General features: G+C 72.2%; 14 protein-coding genes. 11 read left to right on the top strand and 3 right to left on the bottom strand.

Features of this window, described 5'->3' with window-relative positions:
• The first annotated feature begins 11 nt into the window (after positions 1 to 11).
• The 10 genes from ACWDRW_RS29320 (at position 12) to ACWDRW_RS29275 (ending at position 12,841) form a co-directional block, all read left to right on the top strand.
• Positions 12 to 1,466, top strand: a complete 1,455-nt coding sequence (locus ACWDRW_RS29320) for an FAD-dependent oxidoreductase (RefSeq protein WP_451727870.1) — start codon at positions 12 to 14, stop codon at positions 1,464 to 1,466.
• Positions 1,467 to 1,583: 117 nt separating this feature from the next.
• Positions 1,584 to 4,097: a molybdopterin oxidoreductase family protein gene (locus ACWDRW_RS29315; protein ID WP_451727867.1), complete on the top strand. Its 2,514-nt coding sequence runs from the start codon at positions 1,584 to 1,586 to the stop codon at positions 4,095 to 4,097.
• Positions 4,094 to 4,576, top strand: a complete 483-nt coding sequence (locus ACWDRW_RS29310; RefSeq protein ID WP_451727864.1) for a hypothetical protein — start codon at positions 4,094 to 4,096, stop codon at positions 4,574 to 4,576. The genes ACWDRW_RS29315 and ACWDRW_RS29310 overlap by 4 nt, the downstream gene beginning before the upstream one ends.
• A gap of 156 nt (positions 4,577 to 4,732) precedes the next feature.
• A complete protein-coding gene (locus ACWDRW_RS29305; protein ID WP_451727863.1) occupies positions 4,733 to 5,833 on the top strand; it encodes a substrate-binding domain-containing protein in 1,101 nt (366 codons plus the stop codon).
• Positions 5,834 to 5,957: 124 nt separating this feature from the next.
• On the top strand, positions 5,958 to 7,268 hold the full coding sequence (locus tag ACWDRW_RS29300; protein ID WP_451727860.1) for an ABC transporter substrate-binding protein: 1,311 nt from the start codon (positions 5,958 to 5,960) through the stop codon (positions 7,266 to 7,268).
• 204 nt (positions 7,269 to 7,472) lie between these two features.
• Positions 7,473 to 8,441 carry a carbohydrate ABC transporter permease gene (locus ACWDRW_RS29295; RefSeq protein WP_451727858.1) on the top strand — a complete coding sequence of 323 codons (969 nt, stop codon included), beginning with the start codon at positions 7,473 to 7,475 and terminating at the stop codon, positions 8,439 to 8,441.
• The gene (locus tag ACWDRW_RS29290) at positions 8,438 to 9,355 is read left to right on the top strand and encodes a carbohydrate ABC transporter permease (protein WP_451727855.1); all 918 of its coding nucleotides are present in this window, start codon (positions 8,438 to 8,440) and stop codon (positions 9,353 to 9,355) included. The genes ACWDRW_RS29295 and ACWDRW_RS29290 overlap by 4 nt, the downstream gene beginning before the upstream one ends.
• Positions 9,356 to 9,357: 2 nt before the next feature.
• Positions 9,358 to 10,422 (top strand): hydroxyacid dehydrogenase, encoded by a 1,065-nt coding sequence (locus ACWDRW_RS29285; protein WP_451727854.1) that lies wholly within the window; start codon positions 9,358 to 9,360, stop codon positions 10,420 to 10,422.
• 33 nt (positions 10,423 to 10,455) lie between these two features.
• Positions 10,456 to 11,916: an HAD-IA family hydrolase gene (locus ACWDRW_RS29280; RefSeq protein ID WP_451727851.1), complete on the top strand. Its 1,461-nt coding sequence runs from the start codon at positions 10,456 to 10,458 to the stop codon at positions 11,914 to 11,916.
• A 94-nt stretch (positions 11,917 to 12,010) separates the two neighbouring features.
• Complete coding sequence (locus ACWDRW_RS29275; RefSeq protein ID WP_451727848.1) at positions 12,011 to 12,841, top strand: hypothetical protein; 831 nt, start codon at positions 12,011 to 12,013, stop codon at positions 12,839 to 12,841.
• On the opposite strand, the gene ACWDRW_RS29270 is transcribed toward ACWDRW_RS29275, so the two are convergent.
• The gene (locus ACWDRW_RS29270; RefSeq protein WP_451727845.1) at positions 12,828 to 15,254 is read right to left on the bottom strand and encodes a polysaccharide lyase 8 family protein; all 2,427 of its coding nucleotides are present in this window, start codon (positions 15,252 to 15,254) and stop codon (positions 12,828 to 12,830) included. The genes ACWDRW_RS29275 and ACWDRW_RS29270 overlap by 14 nt on opposite strands.
• A gap of 166 nt (positions 15,255 to 15,420) precedes the next feature.
• On the opposite strand from ACWDRW_RS29270, the gene ACWDRW_RS29265 reads away from it, so the two are divergent.
• Positions 15,421 to 16,071 carry a peptidoglycan-binding protein gene (locus ACWDRW_RS29265; RefSeq protein ID WP_451727843.1) on the top strand — a complete coding sequence of 217 codons (651 nt, stop codon included), beginning with the start codon at positions 15,421 to 15,423 and terminating at the stop codon, positions 16,069 to 16,071.
• Between the two features lie 251 nt (positions 16,072 to 16,322).
• Here ACWDRW_RS29265 and ACWDRW_RS29260 read toward each other — a convergent pair whose 3' ends face one another.
• Positions 16,323 to 17,297, bottom strand: a complete 975-nt coding sequence (locus ACWDRW_RS29260) for a GNAT family N-acetyltransferase (protein WP_451727840.1) — start codon at positions 17,295 to 17,297, stop codon at positions 16,323 to 16,325.
• A 244-nt stretch (positions 17,298 to 17,541) separates the two neighbouring features.
• Positions 17,542 to 17,907 (bottom strand): hypothetical protein, encoded by a 366-nt coding sequence (locus ACWDRW_RS29255; protein WP_451727837.1) that lies wholly within the window; start codon positions 17,905 to 17,907, stop codon positions 17,542 to 17,544.
• Positions 17,908 to 18,021 lie beyond the last annotated feature (114 nt).

Below are 18,021 nucleotides of genomic sequence, written 5' to 3'. Positions count from 1 at the left end.
AGGGAGCAGCGATGCCGATCCTCACCCCACCCCACCCCGAGCAGACGGTCACCCTGCCGCCTCGGGCGGCCCGCCACGGCGGCCGGACGGACGTGCTGGTCGTCGGCGGCGGCCCGGCCGGCACCGCGGCGGCGTACGCGGCGGCCGACGCGGGCGCGGACGTCGTCCTCGTGGAGCGCTACGGCTTCCTCGGCGGCAACGCCACCGTGGCCCTGGTCATGCCGCTGATGTCGTTCCACAACGAGCGCAAGCAGGCCGTGTTCGACGGAGCCGGGCACAGCGGCCGGCTCCTGCCCACCGACCACGGTGAGGGCGATCCCGTGGTGGCCGGATTCCTCTGGTTGCTGCTGGACCGGCTCACCGAGCGCGGCGGCTGCGTCCCGCCGTCCCCCGACACCGGCTACACCGTTCCCTTCGACCCGGAGCTCTACAAGCTCGTCCTCCTCGATCTGCTCGACGAGGCGGGCGTGCGCATGCTGTTCCACTCCTTCGCCTCCACCGCGCTGCCCCTCGACGACGGCTGGCGGGTGGTCTTCGAGACCAAGTCGGGTCCCGTCGTGATCGACGCCGGGGTCGTCGTCGACGGCACCGGGGACGGCGACATCGCCGCCGCCTGCGGGGCGCCGTACGAGATCGGACGGCCGGAGGACGGGCTGGTGCAGCCGATGACGCTCATGTTCCGCATCGTCGACTTCCTGCAGCCGCGGTTCAGCGAGTACGTCAGCGAACACCCCGACCAGTGGCGGGGCGTGCACGGGCTGTGGGACCTCGTCCAGGCGGCCACCGAGGCGGGCGAACTGAGGCTGCCCCGCGAGGACATCCTCTTCTTCGGCACCCCGCACCCCCGCGAGGTCAGTGTCAACAGCACCCGGGTCACCCGGGTGCTCGGCACCGATGTCTGGGACCTCAGCCGGGCCGAGTTCACCGCCCGCCGCCAACTGGCCCAGATCGACCGCTTCCTGCGCCGGCACGTGCCCGGCTTCGAGGACGCCTACGTGGCCCAGAGCGGTGTCCAGATCGGCGTCCGCGAGACCCGCCGCGTCCTCGGCGACTACCACCTCACCGGCCACGACATCCTCGCCGCGCGCTCCTTCCCGGACGCCGTCGCGCACGGCGCCTACCCCGTCGACATCCACAACCCGCGGGGCAGCGGAACCGTCCTCAAACGCGTTCCGCGCGGCAGCTTCTACGACATCCCGCTGCGCTGCCTGCTGCCCCGGGACACCGACCGGCTGCTGGTCGCCGGGCGCTGCATCTCCGGCTCGCACGTGGCGCACTCGTCGTACCGGGTGATGCCCATCGCGATGGCGACCGGCCAGGCGGCGGGCGTGTGCGCCGCGTTGTCGGTCCGCCTCGGCAGGGCGCCCCGCGAGGTACCGCACCACCTGGTCCAGCGCGCTCTGCGCCGCCAGGGCGCCCATCTGCGCCTGCCGGCGCAGGAGCCCGCGCGCCAGGGCGGAGCCTGAGCGCCCTCCCGGTCGCCGCCACCCGGGCCCCGGCGTGAAACGCCGAGGTCCCGCGGATTCACGTCCTTCACGCGGGGCACTCGGGGCGCGCAACGCAGGACGACGGAAGCAACGGACATGGGACGCGTGGACCGGATCGCCGAGCCGTGGGGCGGGCGCACCCCCTTCGGCAGGGGCGAGCGATGGCCGGTGCGGGTGGACACCCGCCTGGCCGACGGGATCCGGCCGGAACAGGTCGACCGCTGGGTGCGCTCGGCGTCGGTGCTGCACTCCAACGGCGACGCCCTCGACATCGCGGTGCGCGACGGCCGGATCGTCGGGGTGCGCGGGCGCGCGGAGGACCGCGTCAACCACGGGCGCCTGGACCCCAAGGACCTGTACGCCTGGCAGGCCGTCGCCTCCCCGGACCGGCTCACCACGCCCCTCGTACGACGAGGGCGCCGGCTCGTCGAGACGGACTGGGACACCGCGCTGGACCAGGTCGTGACCCGCACCCGGGACCTGCTCGACGAACAGGGACCGGGCGCGATCGGCTTCTACACCAGCGGCCAGCTCTTCCTGGAGGAGTACTACACCCTGAGCGTGATCGCCCGCGCCGGGATCGGCACCAACCACCTGGACGGCAACACCCGGCTGTGCACGGCCACCGCGGCCACCGCGCTGAAGGAGTCCTTCGGCTGCGACGGGCAGCCCGGTTCCTTCACCGACCTCGACCACGCCGACACCATCGCCCTGTTCGGGCACAACATGGCCGAGACCCAGTCCGTGCTGTGGACCCGCGTCCTCGACCGGCTCGCCGGGCCCGAACCGCCCGCGCTGGTCTGCGTCGACCCGCGCTCCACCCCGGTCGCCCGGGCCGCGACCGTCCACCTCGCGCCCCGGCCCGGGACCAACGTGGCCCTGATGAACGCCCTGCTGCACGAGATCGTCGCGTGCGGCTGGATCGACACCGGCTACCTCGAGCGGCACACGGTGGGCTTCGACGAACTGCGCCAGCGGGTCGAGGACTGGCCGCCCGAACGGGCGGCCGTGATCTGCGACGTCCCCGTCGGCCTGATCCGGCGGGCGGCCCGGCTCCTGGGCACCTGCGACCGGCTGGTGTCCACCGTGCTGCAGGGCTTCTACCAGTCCCACCAGGCGACCGCCGCCGCCGTCCAGGTCAACAACCTGCACCTGGTCCGCGGCATGCTCGGACGCCCGGGCTGCGGAGTGCTGCAGATGAACGGACAGCCCACCGCGCAGAACACCCGCGAGTGCGGCGCCGACGGCGACCTGCCCGGATTCCGCAACTGGGCCAACGACGACCACGTCGCCGAACTGGCCCGCCTGTGGAACGTCGAGCCCCGGCGCATCCCGCACTACGGCCCGCCGACCCACGCCATGAAGATCTTCCGGTACGCCGAGCAGGGCTCGCTGCGCATGCTCTGGATCACCGGCACCAACCCCGCGGTCTCCCTGCCCGAACTCTCCCGGATCCGCTCCGTCCTGGCCCGGGAAAGCCTCTTCCTCGTCGTCCAGGACCTCTATCCGACCGAGACGACCGAACTCGCCGACGTGGTCCTGCCCGCGGCCGGCTGGGGCGAGAAGACGGGCACCTTCACCAACGCCGACCGCACCGTCCACCTCTCCGACAAGGCCGTCGAACCGCCCGGCCTGGCCCGCTCCGATCTCGACATCCTCCTCGACTACGCCCGGCGCCTGGACCTGCGCGACAAGGACGGCGACCCGCTGGTGAAGTGGCACGACCCGCCCTCGGCGTTCGGCGCCTGGCAGGAGTGTTCCCGGGGCCGCCCCTGCGACTACACAGGCCTGAGCTACGAGCGGCTGCGCGAGGACGGCGGCATCCAGTGGCCGTGCACGTCCGACCACCCCGACGGCACCGAACGCCTCTACTCCGGCGGCGCGTTCTGGAGCGACCCCGGCACCTGCGAGAGCTACGGCCTCGACCTGGTCACCGGCGCGCCCGTTGAGCCTGTCGAGTACCGCGCCCTGAACCCGCTCGGCAAGGCAGTGATCAAGTCGGCCGGTTACCTGCCGCCCCACGAACAGCCCACCGACGAGTACCCCTTCGCCCTGATCAGCGGCCGGACCGTCTACCACTTCCACACCCGCACCAAGACCGGCCGGACACCGCAGCTGAACGCCGCCGCCCCCGAGGTGTGGGTGGAGATCTCCGGCGAGGACGCGAGCGCGCTCGGCGCGGGGGAGGGCGACCAGGTCGAGATCGCCACGCCCCGGGGCACGGTGCGGGCCCGCGCCCGCGTCAGCGGCATCCGCCGAGGGGTGTTGTTCCTGCCCTTCCATTACGGCTACTGGGACACGGGCGGCCGCCCGCGCGACGGAGCCGAACGGGACGGCGACGGGGACACCAGTGGCCGTCCCGGCGAGGAACCCGGACGGGCCGCCAACGAACTCACCCCCACCGAATGGGATCCCGCCTCCAAACAACCGCTCTACAAGACCGCGGCCGCCTCCTTGCGCCGCCTCGCCCCGGCCGACGGCACCCCGGCCCCGGCGCCCACGACCACCGCCTCGTCCCCCGTCGACGCCGCCGTGCCCGCCACGCACGGCGGCACCGGCGCGGTCGTCGACGAGGCCGGACCCGCACCGTCCAGGGGAGGAAGCACATGAAGATCGGCGCCGTCCTGCGCGAACTGCACGAAGACGAGCGGGAGTTGGTGCGTTGTCTGCTGCTCACGGCCGAACGGCACCGCAGCGCCCACGACATCCACCATCTCTCCCTCGACCTCGCCGACTGGTCCCGTCGGCATCTGCGGGACGTGGCCGAGGTAGCCGACCGGTACGGCGTCCACCTCGAACCGGCCCCCGACGACGGCCCCCGGCGCACCGACCGGCTGCGGGAGAAGGGCAGCGCGCTGCTCGGCCTTCGCACCGATCCCGGGCTCCTGCTGCTGCACGACCTGCGGGAGATCCACGGGCGGGCCTCGACGGTCTCCCTCGACTGGGAGCTGGTCGCCCAGGCCGCCCAGGCCACCGCCGACGACGGGCTGCTGGACCTCGCACAGCGCTGCCACCCGGACACCCTGCGGCAGCTGCGCTGGGCCAACGCCGAACTGAAGGAGACCTCGCCACAGGTCCTGACGAGCTGACCATCAGGACCCGAGGAGCCGACCGCCCCGGTCGGTGACGACGCGTCCGTGACGATCGTATTGATCGCAAACGATCGATACGATTGTGGGCGTAGAGTAAGCGCTCCGGGATCACTGCCTCTAGCCCGGAGACACGCCACCGACCAGGGGGAACCGATGCGACTCCATGTCGACCAGCGCCACGAGCGCGTGCTCGAACTCGTCCGCGAGCGGCGCAGCATCCGGGTCGCCGAACTCGCCGCCGAACTCGGCGTGTCCGCGGTCACCTTGAGGCGGGACGTGGAGGCGCTGGCCGCCCAGGGCCGGGTGCAGCGGCTGCACGGCGCCGTGGTGTGGCCGGAGGAGACGGCGGCCGAACCGCGCGAGCGCCCGGCGGGCGCGGGGGGCGCGGGGGGCGCGGTGATCGGAATGATCGTGCCGACCACCAACTACATCTTCGCCGACATCGTCCGCGGGGCCCGGGAGGCGGTCGCCGCCCAGGGTGGACGGCTCGTCCTCGGGGTCTCCGGTTATGTGGACGCCGAGGACTCGGTCCAGGCGGAGCACCTCATCGCGGGGGGAGCGGAGGGGCTGCTCGTCGCGCCCAGCTGGTTCGGGGGCGTGCCCGAGGGCGGCCAGGAGAAGTGGCTGCTGGACCACGACGTCCCGGCGGTCCTGGTGGAGCGCTCGGCGCCGCCCGGCAATCCCGCCGCGGTGCTGGACCGGGTCCGCACCGACCGGGCCCACGGCGCCGCCGTCGCCGTCGGGCACTTCGCCGCCCTCGGTCACCGCAAGATCACCGCGGTTCTCCAGGCGGGCCCGCACGCCGACCAGATCTCCGTCGGCTTCCGGGCCGCCGTGCGGGACCTGGGCCTCGACGTCGACATCGACGCCCCGACCGTGCGCGAGCACGGCGACTACGAGGCGAGCGTCGACCACCTCGTCGGTGCCGTGCAGAAGCGGGGCGTCACGGCGGCGCTGGTGCACAGCGACGAGGACGCGATCGTGCTGGTGCCGCGGCTCCAGGCGGCCGGCGTGCGGGTCCCCGACGACCTGGCGCTGATCGCCTACGACGACGAGGTCGCGGGCCTGTCCGACGTACCGCTCACCGCCATCGCCCCGCCCAAGCGCTCGGTCGGTGAACTCGCCGCCAAGCTGCTGCTCCAGCGGCTCGCCGAGCGCCGCGGCGGACAGCGGCCGGGTCCCGGTCAGCACCTCGATCTGCTTCCGGTGCTGCGGGTTCGCTCGTCCTGCGGCGGCGAACCGATCGCCGACTGATCGTTCCTTTCGCTGTCCGATCGTTTTGATTGTCTTGGTCGAACGCTCTTGACGTCGATCGTCCGCTCACAAAAGATGTCCTGCGACCGCCTCTTCCCGTACGAGGTCTCGTAGGAGCCGTGCCATGACGCGCACTTCACGTTCGTTCCGCACCACCGCCACCCTCGCCGCCGTCGCCGCTCTCGGCATGCTCGCCACCGCCTGCGGCGGCGACGGCGACTCGACCGACACCGCCGCGGGCGGCAAGCCGGTCACGCTCACGTACTGGACCTGGACGCTCGGCGCCAAGTCGACCGTGGAGGCGTTCAACAGGACGCACCAGGACATCAAGGTCGAGCTCACCGAGATACCGAGCGGCACCGAGGGCTACAGCAAACTCGCCAACGCCGTGAAGGCGGGCAACGCGCCCGACGTGGCCACGATCGAGTACCAGATGGTCCCCGAGTTCGCGAGCCAAGGTCATCTGATCGATCTGACCGAGTACGCGGGCGAAACGGTCAAGACGAAGTTCCCGCAGGCCGTCCAGGACCTGGTGACCTTCGGCGGGAAGACCTGGACCGTCCCCTACGACGCGGCCCCGCAGCTCTACTACTACCGCACCGACCTGTTCGAGAAGTTCGGCATCGAGGTCCCCACGACCTGGGACGAGTTCAAGGCGGCCGCCGAGAAGGTCAAGAAGCAGGACAAGAGCGTCCGCCTCGCCTCGATGCCGAAGAACGACCCCGCCCTGCTGGCCGCCCTGTCCTGGCAGGCCGGCGCCAAGTGGTTCGCCGTCGAGGGCGACGCCTGGAAGCCCGCCGTGAACGACGCCGCGACGAACAAGGTCGCCGCCTACTGGGACGGCCTGATCGAGGACGACCTCGTGCAGTCCTACACCGGCTACAGCCCCGAGGAGACCAAGGCCCGCACCTCCGGCAAGACCCTCTCCTTCCTCGGTGCCTCCTGGTCCGCGGGCGGCATGAGGACCGCCATGCCCGATCTGGCCGGCAAGTGGGCCGCCGCGCCCATGCCCCACTGGGGAAGCGCCGCCAGCGGCAACTACGGGGGCACCTCCTACGGCGTCCTCAAGGGCAGCGACCACGCCGAGGCCGCCGCCGAGTTCATCACCTGGCTCACCACGGACAAGGCCGGCGTCCAGGCCCGGCTCGCCGACCTGGAGTCGCCCAGCAGCGCGCTGCCGGCCAACCCCGAGATGCGCGAGGTGGCCGCCGCGGAGTTCGACACCGCCTACCTCGACGGCCAGGACCTCTACGCCCTCGCCTCCGAGCAGGCCGACACCATCGTCCCCGGCTGGACCTGGGGCCCGAACCAGATGGACGTCTACACCGCCGTCCAGGACCGCACCGCCAAGTCCGACTTCACCGCGGGCGTCGAGGCGGGCCAGGAGAAGGCCGAGTCGGGCATCACGGAACGCGGCCTGAAGCTCGCGAAGTAGCCCACGCCGCCCGACCCGGGGCGCGTGACCCGGCAACTCCGATCCGCGCCGCCCGGCCCGGGGCCCTGTGCGGGAACCCTGACGGGCGCCGCCCGACCTGTCGGCCCTCGCCGGGACGCCCCACAGCCCCGGCGGCCCGGGACCGCTCGCCCCCCGCCTCCCCGCGCCCCCGCCTCGCCCGTCCCACCCCGCCTAGGAGCCCCTGTGGCAGCACCGTCCGCCCCAGTCGCGCGCCCCGCGGCCGTACGCGCACCCGCGCCGCGGTCCTCCGGCGCCTCGCGGCTGCGGCGCAGTCAGCGCCGTACCGCCGCCCTGTTCATCGGCCCGTTCTTCGTGCTGTTCGCCGCCGTGATGGCGGCCCCCATCGTCTACGCCGGGTGGATGAGCCTGTTCCAGGAACGCTCCTCCGGACTCGGCTTCGGCGGCACCGAGCGGGTGTTCGCGGGCCTGGACAACTACACCAGAGCCCTCTCCGACCCCGGCTTCCGCGCCTCTTTCGGGCACATCGCGCTCTACTGCGCCCTCTACATCCCGGTGATGGTCGGCGGCTCGCTCGCCCTGGCCCTCCTGGTGGACTCCGCGCTCGCCCGCGCCAAGCGGTTCTTCCAACTCGCCCTGTTCCTGCCGCACGCGATCCCCGGACTGATCGCTTCGATCATCTGGATCTACCTGTACACCCCCGGTCTCAGCCCGGTGCTCGAGTGGATCGGCGCGCTCGGCGGCTCCTGGGACTTCTACCGCAGCGATCACGTGCTCATGTCCCTGGTCAACCTGACCGCCTGGCAGTGGACCGGCTACAACATGGTCATCTTCTACGCCGCCCTGCAGGCCGTTCCGCGCGAAGTGATCGAAGCGGCCGTCGTGGACGGCGCGGGCGCCCTGCGCACCGCCCTGCAGATCAAGGTCCCGATGATCGCCTCCGCGGTCGTCATGACCGTTCTGTTCACCTGCGTCGGCGCGATTCAGATCTTCACCGAACCCAAGCTCCTCAACCAGCGGGGAGCACCCTCGATCGACACCGAGTGGTCCCCGACCCTCTACATCTGGAAGGCGGGTTTCGTGCAGCACGACTACGGCCTGGCCGCCGCCGCGTCCCTGATGCTCGCCGCCCTGGGTGTCGCCCTCTCCTACCTCGTCACCCGGCTCGGCAACCGGTGGAAGGCGACCCGATGAGCACCCTCACCCAGGACACCGCGCGCCCCGCCTCGAAGGAGCCCGAGCCCGCCCCGGCCGCCCGCCGCCGCGGCGCCCCCGGCGCCCTGCTCTCCAAGGGCTTCGTCAACGGCCTGCTGATCGTCGCCGCGTTCTACACCCTGATGCCGGTCAGCTGGCTGCTCTTCGCCGCCACCAAGAACCACCGCGACCTCTTCGCCACCTCCGGCTTCTCCTTCGGCGACTTCAACCTCCTCGCCAACCTCCAACGCGTCTTCACCTTCAACGACGGCATCTACCTGCGCTGGTTCGGCAACAGCATCCTCTACTCCGTCGTCGGCTCCGCCGCCTCCACCCTGCTGTGCGTCGCCACCGGCTACGCCTTCGACAAGTACGAGTTCCGCGGCAAGGAGAAGCTGTTCGGCCTGGTCCTCGGCGGCGTCCTCGTCCCCACCACGGTCATCCAGCTGCCGATGTACCTGCTGGCCACCAAGGCCGGCGTCGTCAACACCTACTGGGCGCTGCTGCTGCCCGCCCTCGTCAACCCCTTCGGCGTCTACCTCGCCCGCGTCTTCTCCGAGGGCTACGTCCCCGGCGAGGTGCTGGAGGCCGCCCGCGTCGACGGCGCCGGCGAACTGCGCACCTTCACCCGGATCGGCCTGCCCATGCTGGCGCCGGGCTTCATGACCATCTTCCTGTTCTCGTTCACCGCCAGCTGGAACAACTTCTTCGGCGCCCTGGTGATGCTCAACGACGAACAGCTCTACCCGGTCAACCTGGGCCTGTTCATGTGGAACAGCGTCACCCAGCAGCAGCCCGAGTTCTACTCCCTCGTCATCACGGGCTCCCTCGTCGCCGTCGTCCCGCTCATCGTCGCCTTCGTCTGCCTCCAGCGCTTCTGGCGCTCCGGGCTGACCGCCGGTGCGGTGAAGTGACGATGCCCGCACCGGAAGGCACCCCCCTGAACCCCCTCGACCCCCCGAATCCCTCGGACAGCACCCCCCGCCCGCACACGGTCCTGGCCATGGGCGCCCAGATCCACCGCCAGCTCCTCGCCGAGCCGGCCCTCGACCGTCTCCACACCGTCGCCCGCGTCGACACCACGACCGCGATCAGCGACCTCGCCACCGCCGACCCGCGCGAACTCGCCGCCGCCGAGGTCCTCTTCACCCACTGGGGCGCCCCCCTGCTGGACGAGGACGCGCTGCGCCTGATGCCCCGGCTGCGCGCGGTCGTCCACGCCGCGGGTTCCGTCAAGCACCACGTCACCGACGCCGTCTGGCGGCGCGGCATCACGGTCTCCTCCGCGGCCGCGGCGAACGCCCTGCCCGTCGCCGAGTTCACCCTCGCCGCCGTCCTCTTCGCCGGCAAGCGGGTCCTCGACGCCGCCCGCGACTACGCCGACACCCGCACCCGCCCCGACCTGCTGCCGTACTACAGCGGACACGGCAACTACCGCCGCACCGTCGGCGTCGTCGGCGCCTCCCGCATCGGCCGCCGGGTCATCGAGCTGCTGCGACCCTTCGACTTCGACGTCCTCCTCTACGACCCCTACGTCGACGCCCATGAGGCCCGGGCCCTCGGTGTGGAGCGGGCCGGCCTCGACGAACTGGTCCGGCGCGGAGACGTGGTGTCGATCCACGCGCCCCAACTCCCCGAGACCCACCACATGTTCGACGCCCGCCGCCTCGCCCTCCTCAAGGACGGCGCCACCCTCGTCAACACCGCCCGCGGCGACCTCGTCGACACCGACGCGCTCACCGCCCACCTGCTCACCGGCCGGATCCACGCCGTCCTCGACGTCACGGAACCGGACGTCCCCCCGACCGACTCGCCCCTGTACACGCTGCCCAACGTGCTGCTCACCCCGCACATCGCGGGCTCCCTCGGCAACGAACTCGGCCGGATGACCGACTGGGCCGTCGACGAGGTCGCCCGCTACGCCCAGGGCCTGCCCCTGGCGTTCGAGGTCGCCCCGGACGAGCTGATCCGCTCGGCGTGACCGCGCGCACCTCTTCCGCAGGAAAGGACCCCCATGCCCGACCCGGCCCAGCGCGTCCTCGTCGTCGGCATCGACGGCGTACGCCTCGACTCCCTGAACCGGCTGACCACCCCGCACCTCGACGCGCTCGCCGCCGAGGGGTTCCTGGCGCCCGTCGAGGTGGACGCGGACACGCCCACCATGTCGGGGCCGTGCTGGGCGACCGTCGTCACCGGCGTCACGGTCGCCCGGCACGGCGTGTGGAGCAACGACTTCACCGGCCACCGCCTCGACGTCTTCCCCGACTTCGCGACCCGGCTCGCCGTCCAGGACGGGCGGCGCACCTTCGTCGCCGCCGGCTGGCAGCCCCTGATGCAGGCCCGCTCCGGCGGCCCCCTGTTCGCCGCGCCCTCCCGATCCGCGTACGTCTCGCCGGCCGAGGACACCCCCGAGGCGTGGGAGCACTGCGACGAGCGGATCACGGAGGCGGCCGTACGCCTCCTCGCAGACCCCACCGACGACACCGCCGCCTCCTTCGTCTATCTGGGCGCACCCGACGAGACCGCGCACTTCCTCGGCTGCGGCGAGGCGTACGAGGCCGCGATCCGCCGGGCCGACGCCCGCCTCGGGCGGCTCCTGGACGCGGTCCGCTCCCGGCCGTCGTACGCCGAGGAATCGTGGACCGTCCTGGTCGTCACCGACCACGGCCATGTCGACGCGGGCGGCCATGGCGGCCGTACGACCGAGGAGCGCACGGCGTGGCTGGCCGCCGCGGGTCCCGGAATCGGCGCGCCGACCCGCCCCCTGCGCCACGCCGACGTCGCCGCCCAGGTGTTCGCCGCGCTCGGCCGCCGCCCCGACCGGCACTGGACGCTCGATGGGACGCCCTTCGCCGCCGCCCCGCACGCCGTGCTCCTCGACATGGACGGCACGCTCGTCGACACCGAGTCCCTGTGGCTGCGCACGGTCCGCGAGGCCGCGCCCGCGATCGAGCAGGAGGACCTCTTCCAGGCCCTCGGCCGCTCGGCCGCCGACACCGCGGCACTTCTGCGGCCCGAGGACCCGGACGCCCTGGCCGCGGATCTGGAGGCGCGCTTCCTCGCGGCCGTCCAACGCGAGGCCGCCCCCCTGCCCGGCGCGCTCGGACTGCTCGACCTGCTGCGGGAGCTGGGCGTCCCGGCCGCCCTGGTCTCGGCGTCCTCGCGGCCGGTCGTGGACGCGGTCCTCAAGACGCTCGGCACCGACCGGTTCCGCACCACGGTCGCCGCGGGCGAGACCCCGCGCACCAAGCCCGCCGCCGACCCCTACCTCGCCGCCGCCCGGGCCCTCGGCGTCGACCCCGCGGCCTGCCTGGCGGTCGAGGACTCACCGACGGGCGTCGCCGCCGCCGAGGCGGCGGGCTGCCGCGTCCTCGCCGTCCCCTCGTACACCCCGATCGAACCGGGCCCCCGCCGCACGGTGCGCCACGGCCTGGCGGGAATCGGCAGGGGCGAGCTGTGGGCGGCGGGTCTGTGACCTCGACGGCGGGACCGTGACGTCGTAACCCGACGTTTGTTCGATGGTCTGCGGCCCGCATACGATCGCCTCCCGCCCGCCCCGAGGAGCCCGTATGCCGTCCGCCCGCCGCAGCCTGCTGTACGTCACCGACCTCGCCTATCCGGCCCGCGGGCGCCGCTACTGCGACGAGGACATCCGGCTCACCGCCCGGCTCCGCGAGGACTTCGATCTCGCCCTGTGCCATCCGCGGGACGCGGTCGCGCTGATGGACGGCTTCGACGCCGTCGTGGTCCGCAACAGCGGGCCGGTCCTCGAGTACCCGGAGGCGTACCAGGCGTTCCGCGACCATGCGGCCGCGACCGGGGCGCTCGTCTACAACGAGCTCACCGGGCGGGCCGACATGGCGGGCAAGCAGTACCTGCTCGACCTGACCGCGCAGGACTTCCCGGTCATCCCGACCGTCGACCGGCCCGAGGACGTGGACCGGCTGCCCGTGGCCGACCGGTACGTCGTCAAACCCAAGCTCGGCGCGGACTCGATAGGCCTGCGGATCGTCCCCGCCGACCGGGCCCGCGAGGCGGCTGACGGAAGCGTCCTCGTGCAGCCCTGCGTGGACTTCGCCTACGAGGTCTCCTTCTACTTCGTCGACCACGACTTCCAGTACGCCCTCCACGCTCCCGACCCGGAGCGGCGCTGGGAACTCCAGCCGTACGAACCCACCGGCGCCGACCTGGAGTTCGCGCGCCGCTTCATCGACTGGAACACCATCCGCCACGGCGTCCAGCGCGTCGACGCCTGCCGCGCCCCGGGCGGGGAACTGCTGCTCGTGGAACTGGAGGACCTCAACCCGTACCTGTCCCTGGACGCGCTGGACGAGGAGCGCCGGGACGCCTTCGTCTCGGCGATGAAGGCGTCCCTGCACGGGATGTTCAGCCGAGCCTGACGGTGATCCGCTGGGTGGCGCCGGCCGTGGTGCTCAGGTCGCCGAAGGTGAGCCTGAGCGAGGAACCGGTGGTCGCCGAGGTGACGGTGGCCGGTTTCGAGGTCACGCCGGTGACCGGGCGGTTCCAGGTGAGGGTCAGGCCCGTCCGCATGCGCATCGGGTCGCTGACACAGATCACGGCGGTGCCGTCGCCTTTCTCGTTGATCATCACGCAGCAGGGGTCGCTCGCGACGAGAGCGCCCACGGTTCCGCCGAACCAGAAGTTGACCCCGGTGAACCCGAGCGAGGCAACGGCCACGCCCTGCTGGTCGTTGGTGTTGGCGAGGACGGTCAGCCAGCCCGTGGCGGCGGCCCGGGCCCGGGTCTGCGCCGCCGTCGCGCCCGGCATCAGCTGGTAGGCGTAGGTGCCGGCGGTCGGATCGGTGCCGTGGTCGACGTACAGCGTCAGGTACTTGCGGTTCAGTACGGCCGTGGAGCCGCCCTTGTTGATGTCGCTCCAGCGGCCGTCGCGGGCCTCGCGGAGCACCTTGACGGTCGCCCCGCCGGGGAAGACGTAGCCGCCGTGGCCGCCGAGGTGCGCCCAGCTCGCGCCGGTGAGCGTCTCCGACCAGGGATAGGCGAGCGGCCTGGTGGTGCCGTCGACCGTGAAGGGCGCGCTGCCCGTGGGGCCGAGGTTGCGGTTCTCGACGGTGGTCTCCACCGCCGTCCCGTCGGCGCAGCGGATGCCAGCGCCGAGGCAGACGACCGTGTCGTCGAGGAAGAACCACGACTTCTTCGCCAGCAGCGTGGACTGGAGTCCCTTCAGGTACTGCCCGATCGCCGCTCGCTGACCGTCCGTGGCGCCGCCGACCCAGTTCACATCGGGCAGTGAGGCGCCCCAGTCGCCGCCGGCCGCGTCCGCGAGCACCTTGCGCGAGGCGGTGGTGCCGGGGAGCCGGTAGGGGTCGACGGTGGGCCAGAAAGCGTCGCTGTACTGGCCGTTGGCGAAGGTGTCGCCCCACCAGTAGAGCATTCCGGAGCCGGTGTGCCAGCCGCGGAGGTTCTCGCCGTTGCCGGTCTCGTAGTACGTGATCCTGCGGTCGGCCATGCTGAGCGAGGCCGCCCAGCCGGGTCTGCGGTGGGTGGCCCGGGCCATGTTGGTGAACAGCCGGTGCCCGGTCGGCTCGCCGATCGGGGTGACCGAGGTGTCGTCCAGCACCGACTCGAGCCGGGCCAGGTTCGTCAGCCCGAGCGAGGGGTTGCTCATCGGCGGGCTGTAGTAGTCGCGCTGGAGCCAGCCCTTGACCAGCCCGCGCCAGCGGGTGTTCTCCGCCGCGCTCGCGCCCTGTCCGAGCAGGACGATCGAGGCGAGGATCGGATGACCGCGCAGGTGATCGTCCTGCTGGATCTGCTTGGCGTCGGAGGCGGAGAGCCCTCGGCTGATCGCCCGCCCGGAAACGCCGTCCATGACCAGGCCGTTGTAGAGGAAAGGGGCCCAGGCGTTCTCGACCGCGTCGAACACGATCTGCCGAGTGGCGTCGGTGACCGCCCAGGTCGACCCGGCGAGCAGCGCGAACAGCATGCCGAGGCCGCCGAGCATCACTGAGCCGTAGGAGCCGGTGTACGGCACGGTGGTGTGCTGGATGAACGATCCGTCGGTGTACAGCCCGTCCCCGTTCCTGACATACGGGAAGACGGGGGAGAGGGCGTCGCGGGCCAGGGCCACCTTGGCGGCGCTGCCCCCGACGATGCCGCGCAGCGCCAGCACGCGGCACAGGTCGACGCGGTTGGCGCCGGTGCTGGTGCCGGTGTAGTCGGCGACGGCGGAGTCGGGCACGAAGTGGTCGACGGCGGCGCAGTAGTCGGCGAGCCGGGTGGCGGTCAGCGAGTCGTACATCAGCACGCACACGTCGAGCAGTGCCTGCGGGGCGCCGATCTGCCAGCTGTACCAGTTGCCGTAGCGGGCCTGGTTCTCGTTGTAGACCTCGGAGTGGAGGTGATCGAGGCCGGTCAGAATGGCTGTCCTGAGCGTGCTGTCGCCGGTCAGTCCCGTGCCGGGCTGGCAGTAGGCCTGGGCGAGCGTGTTGAGGCGGTTGTAGCTCGCGTTCAGATTGCCCGAGTATCCGTACGACTCCTGGTCGGTGTCGGGTTCGGGGTCCGCGTACACCAGGTCCGGCCACAGTGATCCGGCGGCCGGTGCCATGGCGGACCGCAACTGGCCGGCGGTGGTGCCCAGTTCTGTGAGCCGGCTCTTGAAGGGTTCGGCGGTGGGGCTGAACCCCTCGCCGAGGATCAACGTGCGCCACTTCGCGCGCAGGGTCGCGAACTCGTCCGCCTCGGCGGCGACGGCCGTGACGGGGGTGGGGAGGGTGAGGGTGAGAGCGGTTGCGGTGCCCGCGGTCAGAAGACGGCGGCGTGACCAACGAGTCGTCATGACGGCGGTTTCTAGCACGGCAGCGATCAAACGCTCAATAACTCTGGCCGAATTGAGCGTATTGATCGTTCAGTCGCGTGTGGGCGGGTGAACTCCGGGGGCGACGAGCCCGTATCACTCGGTGGAGTGATGTCGCCCCCGCCCACGGGACGGAAGGAAGCGAAACGTGGAGCACACCGGCCCACCCCTCGAACCGGCCCGCGTTCTGCGCCCCCGCCGCACCGACGCTCTCGCCGACCTGTTCCGCGAGCCGGGACGGGAGGCCGGCGACACGGACGGATCCGCCGACTACGAGCCCGTACCCCTGCCCACCCCGCCGCGCGGCGCGGAGGACGACACCCAGGAACTTCCCCCCGTCCCTGACGGCGCCACCGATCCCGCAGGAGCCGACCGCTCTCGCCGCACTCTGTCCCGGGTCACCGCCGCGTTCGCCGTGACCGCGGCCGCCCTGATCGGCTTCGGCGGCGCCCTGGTCCTGCCGGACGCCAGGGACGACCCCGCGGCCGAAAGCCCCACGCCCACACCTCCGGCGGCCGTCGCCCCGACCCCCACTGCCTCGGCCGCCCCGGACCCCGACGGCCCCGGCACCCTGCGGGAGGGACACACCGGCCCCGAGGTCAGCGAACTGCAGCGACGCCTCCTGAACGTCCCGGACGTCTACGTCGCCGGCTCCACCAGCGGCCGCTACGACGCCGCACTCACCGAGGCGGTTGCCCGCTTCCAGCTCTGGTACGGCATCCGAGGCGACGAGACCGGCGTCTACGGCAACGACACCCGCCTCGCACTGGAGTCCCGGACGTCGAACGGCGGCTGGTGACGAGGGCCGCCCCCTCGAACGCCGGGCAAGAAGCGCGGAAAGCGGAGCGAGCCGCGCACGACGGGCTGCCAGCCTGATGCCGGGGCCCGCGCATCAGGCGCCCGGCCCGCTCGACCCGAAGGCCCTCCCCGATGACCGGCTCCCGCATTCCGGGCCTGGTGCTGCCCGCCGTGTTTCTGCTGGCCCTCGTCGTGGGCGCGATCTGGTACTGGCGCCACCGCCACGACGACTGACCGACACCGGCGGCGGACTCAGCGCCAGTCGTCGACCACGTAGGCGTCCGGGTGGCTGTAGCCGGGTTCGTTCGGCTTGTGCATGGTCACGCCTTGCAGCCAGGTGCGGAAACCGCGGTCGGCCATGCGGCGGTAGGCGTCCTGGCGGGCCAGGTTCACTCCGGCGTCGAGTTGGCCCAGGCCCTTCTCGGTGGCCACCTGCTCGCACGCGCTCAGCAGTCGTTCGAACCGGTCCCCGGCGTCCGGGCCGGGGCGTACGGCGCCGAACTTGACGAAGCACACGTCCTCACCGGCCTCCGACCCCGCTCCGCAGTGACAGACGGCCAGACCGTCGAGGCCGGAGTCGGCGCCCTCGAGGAGGACGGTGTCACCGAGCCCCTGCGCCTGGGTGGCCACGATCTCGCGCTCCACGCTCAGACCCTCGTACACGGACTCCGTCAGTGCGCGACCGAGGCTCAGTGCCTCGGGCCGCTCGGCGGCGGTCAGTTCGCCGTAGAGCACGCGGCCGGGGACCGCGGCACTGACGGTGACCTGCTTCTTCATGATGGCTGTGAGGAAGCGGGGCCAGAAGCCGTACCGGCGGTAGAGCTCGAGGTGCTTGGGGCTGTGCGAGAAGGTGAACAGGCCGCGGTGGCGGGTCTCCCAGGTGTCGAAGCAGGCCATGACCGGGTCCATGAGGCGCCTGCCGATGCCCTGGTCCCACAGATCCGGACGTACCGTCAGCGGGCCGAAGTACCCGACGCTGCCCCAGTCGGTGGCGAAGTTCGATCCGACCACCTCGCCGTCCACGGCGGCCGCGAAGGCCGCGTGCGGATCCGCCGCCCAGCGGGTGCGGACGTAGTCGGCGGTACCGAAGAACGTCTTCGGCTCAGGGATGCCGAGGAAGGTCCCGAAGGCGACCCTGAAGATCTCGTCGGCCCGATCCAGGTCCGGCTCGGCCAGCGGACGGACCGACGCCGAGGCGGCGACACTCGTTCGCTTCGCTGCGGGCATGATCGCTCTCCTTCCGCCCCCTGTTCCATCGCACCACGGCCGTGCGCCGCGGGCGAAGCGACAGGTGCGAAGGCACCTCGAGGAGGTGCTGCGAGCCGGTGCCTCGGCCAGGAGCCGCGAGCCGGTGCCTCGGGCGGGAGCCGCGAGGCGGTGCCTCGGCCAGGAGCCGCGAGCCGGTGCCTCCGGCGGGAGCCGTGAGGAGGTGCCTCAGCGGATGCCTCAACGGATCGAGCCGACGGGCCCCTCAGCGGCGCTCCGACAGTGCCAGGGACACCGCCCGTACGCTCCGCGCGATGTGCTGGAGCTGCATGACCTCGGCCGCGTACATCTTGATCGTGTGCTCGATGACCGACTCGGGCATGCCGAGGGCGGGCAGGTCGGCCCGCGCGGTCTGCAGGGCGGTGCGGGCGACGCGGATCTCCTGCTGGACCTGGATCTGGGCGTGCCGGGCGAGCAGGACCGGGTGACGGATCAGCGCCGGGTAACTGGCGTAGCGGGCCGGCACCAGTTCCCGCAGCCACTTGGCCGCGGAGCGCTCCCAGTCGTAGCTGCCCGGCGTCTTGACCTGGCAGGGCCAGTCCGAGCTGATGCGCGTGGTCGTCAGGGTCATGGTGCTCGCTTCCGGGTGTGCGGCGTCGTGAGTGGTGGTCCGACGAGGTCGGGGCGGCCCCGGCCTAGGGGATGACCGGGGCCGCCCGGCCGAACACCCTGTGAGCCGACGGGG

It is taken from the genome of Streptomyces sp. NPDC003635 (assembly GCF_053587635.1).
Note: the sequence above shows the minus strand (reverse complement) of the source record. Positions and strands in the feature narration are given on the sequence as shown.

What these genes read in the sequence shown, in the direction of transcription:
- ACWDRW_RS29320 (WP_451727870.1), top strand. Translation starts at nt 12, where the DNA reads ATGCCGATCCTCACCCCACCCCACCCCGAGCAGACGGTCACCCTGCCG.
- ACWDRW_RS29290 (WP_451727855.1), top strand. Translation starts at nt 8,438, where the DNA reads ATGAGCACCCTCACCCAGGACACCGCGCGCCCCGCCTCGAAGGAGCCC.
- ACWDRW_RS29260 (WP_451727840.1), bottom strand. Translation starts at nt 17,297, where the DNA reads ATGCCCGCAGCGAAGCGAACGAGTGTCGCCGCCTCGGCGTCGGTCCGT.
- ACWDRW_RS29305 (WP_451727863.1), top strand. Translation starts at nt 4,733, where the DNA reads ATGCGACTCCATGTCGACCAGCGCCACGAGCGCGTGCTCGAACTCGTC.
- ACWDRW_RS29300 (WP_451727860.1), top strand. Translation starts at nt 5,958, where the DNA reads ATGACGCGCACTTCACGTTCGTTCCGCACCACCGCCACCCTCGCCGCC.
- ACWDRW_RS29315 (WP_451727867.1), top strand. Translation starts at nt 1,584, where the DNA reads ATGGGACGCGTGGACCGGATCGCCGAGCCGTGGGGCGGGCGCACCCCC.
- ACWDRW_RS29275 (WP_451727848.1), top strand. Translation starts at nt 12,011, where the DNA reads ATGCCGTCCGCCCGCCGCAGCCTGCTGTACGTCACCGACCTCGCCTAT.
- ACWDRW_RS29285 (WP_451727854.1), top strand. Translation starts at nt 9,358, where the DNA reads ATGCCCGCACCGGAAGGCACCCCCCTGAACCCCCTCGACCCCCCGAAT.
- ACWDRW_RS29270 (WP_451727845.1), bottom strand. Translation starts at nt 15,254, where the DNA reads ATGACGACTCGTTGGTCACGCCGCCGTCTTCTGACCGCGGGCACCGCA.
- ACWDRW_RS29280 (WP_451727851.1), top strand. Translation starts at nt 10,456, where the DNA reads ATGCCCGACCCGGCCCAGCGCGTCCTCGTCGTCGGCATCGACGGCGTA.
- ACWDRW_RS29255 (WP_451727837.1), bottom strand. Translation starts at nt 17,907, where the DNA reads ATGACCCTGACGACCACGCGCATCAGCTCGGACTGGCCCTGCCAGGTC.
- ACWDRW_RS29310 (WP_451727864.1), top strand. Translation starts at nt 4,094, where the DNA reads ATGAAGATCGGCGCCGTCCTGCGCGAACTGCACGAAGACGAGCGGGAG.